5 protein-coding genes are annotated in these 6066 nt (G+C 71.7%); all 5 read left to right on the top strand.

Annotated features, from left to right (window positions below; translation table 11 throughout):
- Nucleotides 1–2164, top strand: a 2164-nt coding sequence (locus DK254_RS30975) for a TonB-dependent siderophore receptor (protein WP_109937362.1), incomplete at its 5' end; no start/stop codon positions are given.
- 7 nt (nt 2165–2171) lie between these two features.
- Nucleotides 2172–3062, top strand: a complete 891-nt coding sequence (locus tag DK254_RS30970; RefSeq protein ID WP_109936893.1) for a PepSY-associated TM helix domain-containing protein — start codon at nt 2172–2174, stop codon at nt 3060–3062.
- A complete protein-coding gene (locus tag DK254_RS30965) occupies nt 3055–4173 on the top strand; it encodes an ABC transporter substrate-binding protein (protein WP_109936892.1) in 1119 nt (372 codons plus the stop codon). Before DK254_RS30970 ends, DK254_RS30965 begins: the two co-directional genes overlap by 8 nt.
- A complete protein-coding gene (locus DK254_RS30960; protein WP_109936891.1) occupies nt 4170–5228 on the top strand; it encodes an iron ABC transporter permease in 1059 nt (352 codons plus the stop codon). The genes DK254_RS30965 and DK254_RS30960 overlap by 4 nt, the downstream gene beginning before the upstream one ends.
- A 26-nt stretch (nt 5229–5254) precedes the next feature.
- Nucleotides 5255–6019: an ABC transporter ATP-binding protein gene (locus tag DK254_RS30955; protein ID WP_109937361.1), complete on the top strand. Its 765-nt coding sequence runs from the start codon at nt 5255–5257 to the stop codon at nt 6017–6019.
- The last annotated feature ends 47 nt before the right edge of the window (nt 6020–6066 follow it).

Here is a 6066-nt window from a genome sequence, read left to right as displayed (position 1 = left end):
CGGCCTGCGCCTGGCCGGGGCGATCCACGCCCTGGCCCTGGGCGTCGGCCTGGCGAGCCTGCCGGGCCAGGCCCTGGCCGAGGGCGACGAGCGCCCGGAACAGGACGTGCTCTCGCTGGACAGCAGCACCGTCCTCGGCAGCGGCGAGAACCCCGTGGGCCCGGTGCCCGGCGTGGTGGCCCGGCGCAGCCTCAGCGGCACCAAGACCGATACGCCGATCCGCGAGGTGCCGCAGGCGCTGTCGGTGGTCACGCGCAAGGAGATGGACGAACAGAAGGCGCAGTCGGTGGCCGAGGCGCTGCGCTACACCGCCGGCGTGCAGGACACCACCGGCGCCGCCTCGCAGCGCTTCGACTCGATCAAGATCCGCGGCTTCGACGTTTCCAGCACCGGCATGCTGCGCGACGGCTTGCGCGGCACCACCACCCAGGCCAGGCCGAAGGTCGAGCCCTACGGCCTGGAGCGGGTCGAGGTGCTCAAGGGCCCGGCCTCGGTGCTCTACGGGCAGAACGCCCCGGGCGGGGTGGTCAACCAGGTGAGCAAGCGCCCGCTGGACCAGCCTTTCCATGAGGTGGAGGTGATCGGCGGCAACCACGACCGGCGCCAGGGCCAGTTCGATTTCAGCGGCCCGCTGGACGACGAGGGCAAGTTCCTCTACCGCCTCACCGGGCTGGGCCGCGACAGCGACACCCAGACCGACCACATCGTCGACCGCAAGACCTTCGTCGCCCCGGCCTTCACCTGGCGCCCCGACGAGGACACCGACCTGACCGTGCTGGCCGAGTACGCCGAGGACGAGTTCGGCGCCCCGCGGGTGTTCGTGCCGCTGCGCGGCAGCCTGCTGCCCAACCCCAACGGCAAGATCAAGCACAACCAGTTCCTCGACGAGCCGGGGCTGGACAACCACCGCACCCAGTACGCCCTCGGCTACCTGCTGGACCACCGCCTGAACGACGTCTGGAGCCTGCACTCCAGCGCCCGCTACAGCCACGTCAACCTGCTCACCAACACCGCCAGCGGCATGGGCCTGGCCGCCGACCAGCGCACCCTGATGCGCAGCGCCTACCGCTTCCGCATCATCGGCGACGTCTACGCCCTGGACAACAACGCCCAGGCACGCTGGAACATCGGCGACACCCAGATGACCTCGCTGCTGGGCCTGGACTACCGGCGCACCCGCGAGGACTACTACCTGCGCGCCGGCAAGGCTGCGTCCATCGACATCTTCAACCCGGTGTACGGCCAGGGTTTCGGCCCCGCCGACCAGCCCATGGCGCAGACCCAGCAACGCGCCGACCAGGTCGGCGTCTACGCCCAGCAGCAGTTCACCTTCGACGACCGCTGGGTGCTCAGCCTCGGCGGCCGCCAGGACAGCTCCAGCGCGCGCACCGACAACCGCCTGGCGGACAGCGGCAGCAAGCAGCGCGACGAGAAGTTCACCTACCGCGCCGGCCTGGTCTACCTGGCCGATAACGGCCTGGCGCCCTACGTCAGCTACTCCACCTCGTTCAACCCCTACCTGGGGACCGACTTCTACGGCAACGCCTACAAGCCGCTGACCGCCAAGCAGTCGGAAGTGGGCGTGAAGTACCAGCCCAAGGGCTACGACAGCTTCATCACCCTGGCGGCCTACGAACTGACCCAGGAGAACGTGCTGACCACCGACCCCGACAACAACCTCAACCAGGTGCAGACCGGCGAGGTGCGGGTGCGTGGCCTGGAACTGGAAGGCAAGGCCAGCCTGGCCCGCGGCCTGGACCTGGTCGGCAGCGCCACCTACAACGACGCCGAGGTGACCAGAAGCAACAACCCCGTGGAAAAGGGCCACCGGCCGACCAACACGCCACGCAAGATGGCCTCGCTGTGGCTGGACTACACCCAACCCGACGGCCCCCTGGCGGGCCTGGGCTTCGGCGCCGGGGTGCGCTACCTCGGGCGCACCGAGGCGGACGCGGCCAATACCATCACGGTGCCCTCCTACACGTTGCTCGACGCCGCGGTGCACTACGAACTGGGTCGGCTGTTCCGCGAGGCCGATGGGTTGCGCCTGTCGCTCAATGCCAGCAACCTCACCGACAAGCACTACTACAACGGCTGCAGCACGAGCAGTTGCACCGTCGGCGAGGACCGCAGCCTGATCGCCAGCCTGAGCTACCGCTGGTAGGCCGCCGATGGCAGATCCGCGGGTATCGACCAGGGCCGGCCGGCATCGTGCCTGGCTGGCCCTGCACCGCTGGCTGGCGCTGCTGTTCGGCCTGCCGCTGGCGCTGCTGGGCGCCAGCGGTGCGCTGCTGGAGCTGCGCGGGCCCATCCTGCGCTGGGAGCTGGGCGCGGCCGCGCTCAGCGCCAAGCCCCATGCCGCCAGCGCCATAGCCCTTGGTGACGCTGCACTGCGCGAGCGCGCCCGGCAAGCCTACCCGCGCTTCGCCCGTATCCTCGGCAGCGCCGCGCCGCGCCAGGGCTTCCTGACCAGCGACAACGCCCTGGTCTTCGGCACCCTGGTCGACCGCCCGGGCACCGCTGTGGCCATGCTCGACCCTTACGACGGCGAGCCGCGGGCCTTCTTCGTCTTCGACGACCTGTGGCTGGCCAAGGGGGTCGCGCTGCACCGCAGCCTGCTGCTGCCGCCAGCGGTCGGCTCGCCGCTGCTGGCGCTGTGTGGCGGCGTGCTCTGCCTGTCGCTGCTCAGCGGCCTGTACCTGTGGTGGCCGGGGCGGCGCAACTGGTGGGCGGCTGCCAACCTGCGGCGTGGCAGCCGGGGTACGCGGCGGCTGCGGGAATGGCACAACCTCTGCGCCGCCTGGCTGTACCTGCCGCTGCTGCTGATCGCCCTTACCGGTGCCTGGCTGGCCCTGCCGCCGGGCTTCACCACCACGACACCGAAGCCCCTGCTCTCGGCCCTGCACGGGCGACTGGGCCTCGGCACCGCGGGCATGGCCATCGCCTTCCTCGCCGGGCTCGCCCTGCCCGTGCTGTACCTCACCGGCCTGCTGCTGTGGTGGCGCCGCCGCCCGGCGCGCCAGGCCCTTCCCTCCACGCAAGGAAACCCATCCCATGATTAGCCTCCTGAAACAGGCCTGCCGTGGCCTGCTGCTGTTGCTCCTGTGCACGCCGGCCCTGGCGGCCACCCTCACCGACCTCGCCGGACGCAAGGTCGAGGTGCCGGCCCAGGTCAAGCGCGTGCTGCTTGGCGAAGGCCGCATGATCTACTCGCTGTCGCTACTCGAGGGTGCGGACCCCTTCGCCCGCATAGCCGGCTGGCAGGGCGACTTCCGCGGCCTCGACGTGCAGGGCTACGCGGCCTACCGCGCGCGCTTCCCGCAGGCGGACCAGGTGCCGCTGGTGGGCGGCACCTCGGCCGATACCTTCAGCGTCGAGAAGGCCCTGGCCGTGCACCCGGACCTGGTGCTGCTGGCGCTCAGCGGCGGCCACGGCCCGGGCCCCGGCAGCGAGGCCGTGGGCCAGCTGGAGGCGGCCGGGGTGGCGGTGCTGTTCGTCGACTTCAGCGAGCATCCGCTGCTCAACACCGTGCCGAGCATCCGCCTGCTCGGCGAAGCCCTGGGCCGGCAGCAGCGCGCCGAGGCGTTCATCGCCTTCTACCAGCAGGCCATCGACGCCGTGCGCCAGCCCCTGGCCGCGGCCGAGGCGCGCGGCGAGCTCGAGCGCCCGAAGCTGTTCATCGACATGCTCGCCGGCCTGCAGGACTGCTGCGGCTCGCCCGGACGCGGCAACTTCGGCGAACTGATCGAGCTGGCCGGCGGGCAGAACATCGGCGCCGGGCGTATCCCCGGCGCCATCGGCACCCTCAACCCGGAATACATCCTCGCCAGCGACCCCGAGCAGTACGTGGCCACCGGGGTATTCGGCGCCGGCCGCGGCGGCGTCACCCTCGGCTATACCGCCACCCCCGAGCAGGCCCGCGACAGCCTGGCGCAGATCGCCAGGCGCCCGCCGCTGAACGAGTTGCGCGCGGTGCGCGAGGGCCACGTGCACGCCATGTGGCACATCTTCTACGACTCGCCGGAACACCTGGTCGCCGCCCAGGCCCTGGCCAAGTGGCTGCACCCGGCGCTGTTCGCCGACCTCGACCCCGAGCGCACCCGCGAGGAGCTGTACCGGCGCTTCATGCCGATCCCGCCCGGCGGCGTGTTCACCGTCAGCCTGCAGCCATGAGCCTGTCGCTTTCCCACGAAGGCGCCGCGGCCGGCTACCGGCGGCGCTTCGCCCGCCGCCGCCTGGCGCTGCTGGGCCTGGGCCTGGCGCTGCTCGCCAGCCTGGCCCTGGACGTCGCCAGCGGCCCCTCGGCGCTGGAGTTGTCGCGCCTGCTGCTGATTCTCTGGGACCCCGACGCGGTGCCCAGGGTGGAAGCGGTGATCGTCTGGTCGGTGCGCCTGCCCTATGCGCTCATGGCGGTACTGGTCGGCGCCGGCCTGGCGCTGGCCGGCGCGGAGATGCAGACGGTGCTCGACAACCCGCTGGCCAGTCCCTTCACCCTCGGCGTGTCGGCGGCGGCCTCGTTCGGCGCGGCCCTGGCCATCGTGCTGCAACTGGGCATTCCGGGCGTACCGGCGCAGTACCTGATCTCGGCCAACGCCTTCGTCTTCGCCCTCGCCTCGGTGGCGCTGCTCTATGCCCTGGCGCGCTGGCGCGGGTTCGGCGTGGAGAGCCTGGTGCTGTTCGGCATCGCCCTGGTGTTCGCCTTCAATGCCCTGGTGGCGCTGCTGCAGTTCGTCGCCAGCCAGGACAGCCTGCAGCAACTGGTGTTCTGGAGCCTCGGTAGCCTGGCCCGGGCCAGTTGGGCGAAGCTCGCGGCCATGGCCCTGGCGCTGCTGCTGTGCCTGCCCTTCGCCCTGCGCCAGAGCTGGGCGCTAACGGCCCTGAGCCTGGGCGAGGAACGCGCCCGCAGCTTCGGCGTGGACGTCGGCCGCCTGCGCCTGTTCAGCCTGCTGCGCATCAGCCTGCTGGCGGCGCTGGCGGTGTCCTTCGTCGGCACCATCGGTTTCATCGGCCTGGTGGCGCCGCACATCGCGCGGCTGCTGGTGGGCGAGGACCACCGCCTGTTCATCCCCGCCAGCGCCCTGGCCGGCGCGCTGATCCTGTCGCTGTCGTCGCTGGCCAGCAAGACCCTGGTGCCGGGCGTGCTGGTGCCGGTGGGCATAGTCACGGCCCTGGTGGGCATTCCCTTCTTCATGGCCATCGTCCTGCGCCAGCGTGGAGGTATCCGGTGAACGGCCTGCACATCGAACGGCTGAGCATGGGCTACGGCGCCCGGCGCATCCTTCGCGACCTGGACCTGCCGGCGTTGCAGCCGGGCAGCCTGACCGCCCTCATCGGCCCCAACGGCGCCGGCAAGTCCACGCTGCTGCGCGGCATCGCCGGCCTGCAGCCAATCGCCGGGCGGGTACTGCTGGACAATGTCGACCTCGGCCGCCTGCCCCTGGCCGAGCGCGCGCGGCAGGTGGTCTACCTGCCGCAGAGCCTGCCGGAGCGCACCCGCCTGTGCGCCTTCGAAGCGGTGCTGGCGGCGGCCATGGCCGGGCGCAGCCTGTCGCTGCTGGGCGGCGGGCACCCCGACGCGGAAACCCTGCGCGGCATCGAGCAGGCGCTGGCGGCGCTGGACCTGACGACGCTCGCCGACCGCCCCATCGACGCCCTGTCCGGCGGCCAGCGCCAACTGGTCGGCCTGGCCCAGGCCCTGGTGCGGCGCCCGCGGGTGCTGTTGCTGGACGAGCCCACCAGCGCCCTGGACCTGTACCATCAATGCCAGGTGGCCGAAGCGATAGTCGAGGCCACCCGGGCGCGCGGGCTGATCAGCCTGATGGTGGTGCACGACATCAACCTGGCCCTGGCCTGCGCCGACCGGGTGCTGGTCCTGCACCAGGGCGGGCTGGCCGCCGCCGGAGCGCCCGCCGAGGTGATAGACGCACGCCTGCTGCGCGAGGTGTACGGCGTACGCGGCAGCGTCGAGCGGGTGCGCGACCGCGGCCTGCTGCTGGTCGAGGGGCGCCTGCGCCCTTGAACCCTCTTCCCACTACCCAGGAGCCCCCATGTCCGAAACCCCCGACG

Source organism: Pseudomonas sp. RW407, assembly GCF_003176655.1.
Classification (GTDB): Bacteria; Pseudomonadota; Gammaproteobacteria; order Pseudomonadales; family Pseudomonadaceae; genus Pseudomonas; species Pseudomonas delhiensis.
Note: the sequence above shows the minus strand (reverse complement) of the source record. Positions and strands in the feature narration are given on the sequence as shown.

What these genes read in the sequence shown, in the direction of transcription:
- DK254_RS30955 (WP_109937361.1), top strand. Translation starts at nt 5,255, where the DNA reads ATGGGCTACGGCGCCCGGCGCATCCTTCGCGACCTGGACCTGCCGGCG.
- DK254_RS30965 (WP_109936892.1), top strand. Translation starts at nt 3,055, where the DNA reads ATGATTAGCCTCCTGAAACAGGCCTGCCGTGGCCTGCTGCTGTTGCTC.
- DK254_RS30960 (WP_109936891.1), top strand. Translation starts at nt 4,170, where the DNA reads ATGAGCCTGTCGCTTTCCCACGAAGGCGCCGCGGCCGGCTACCGGCGG.
- DK254_RS30970 (WP_109936893.1), top strand. Translation starts at nt 2,172, where the DNA reads ATGGCAGATCCGCGGGTATCGACCAGGGCCGGCCGGCATCGTGCCTGG.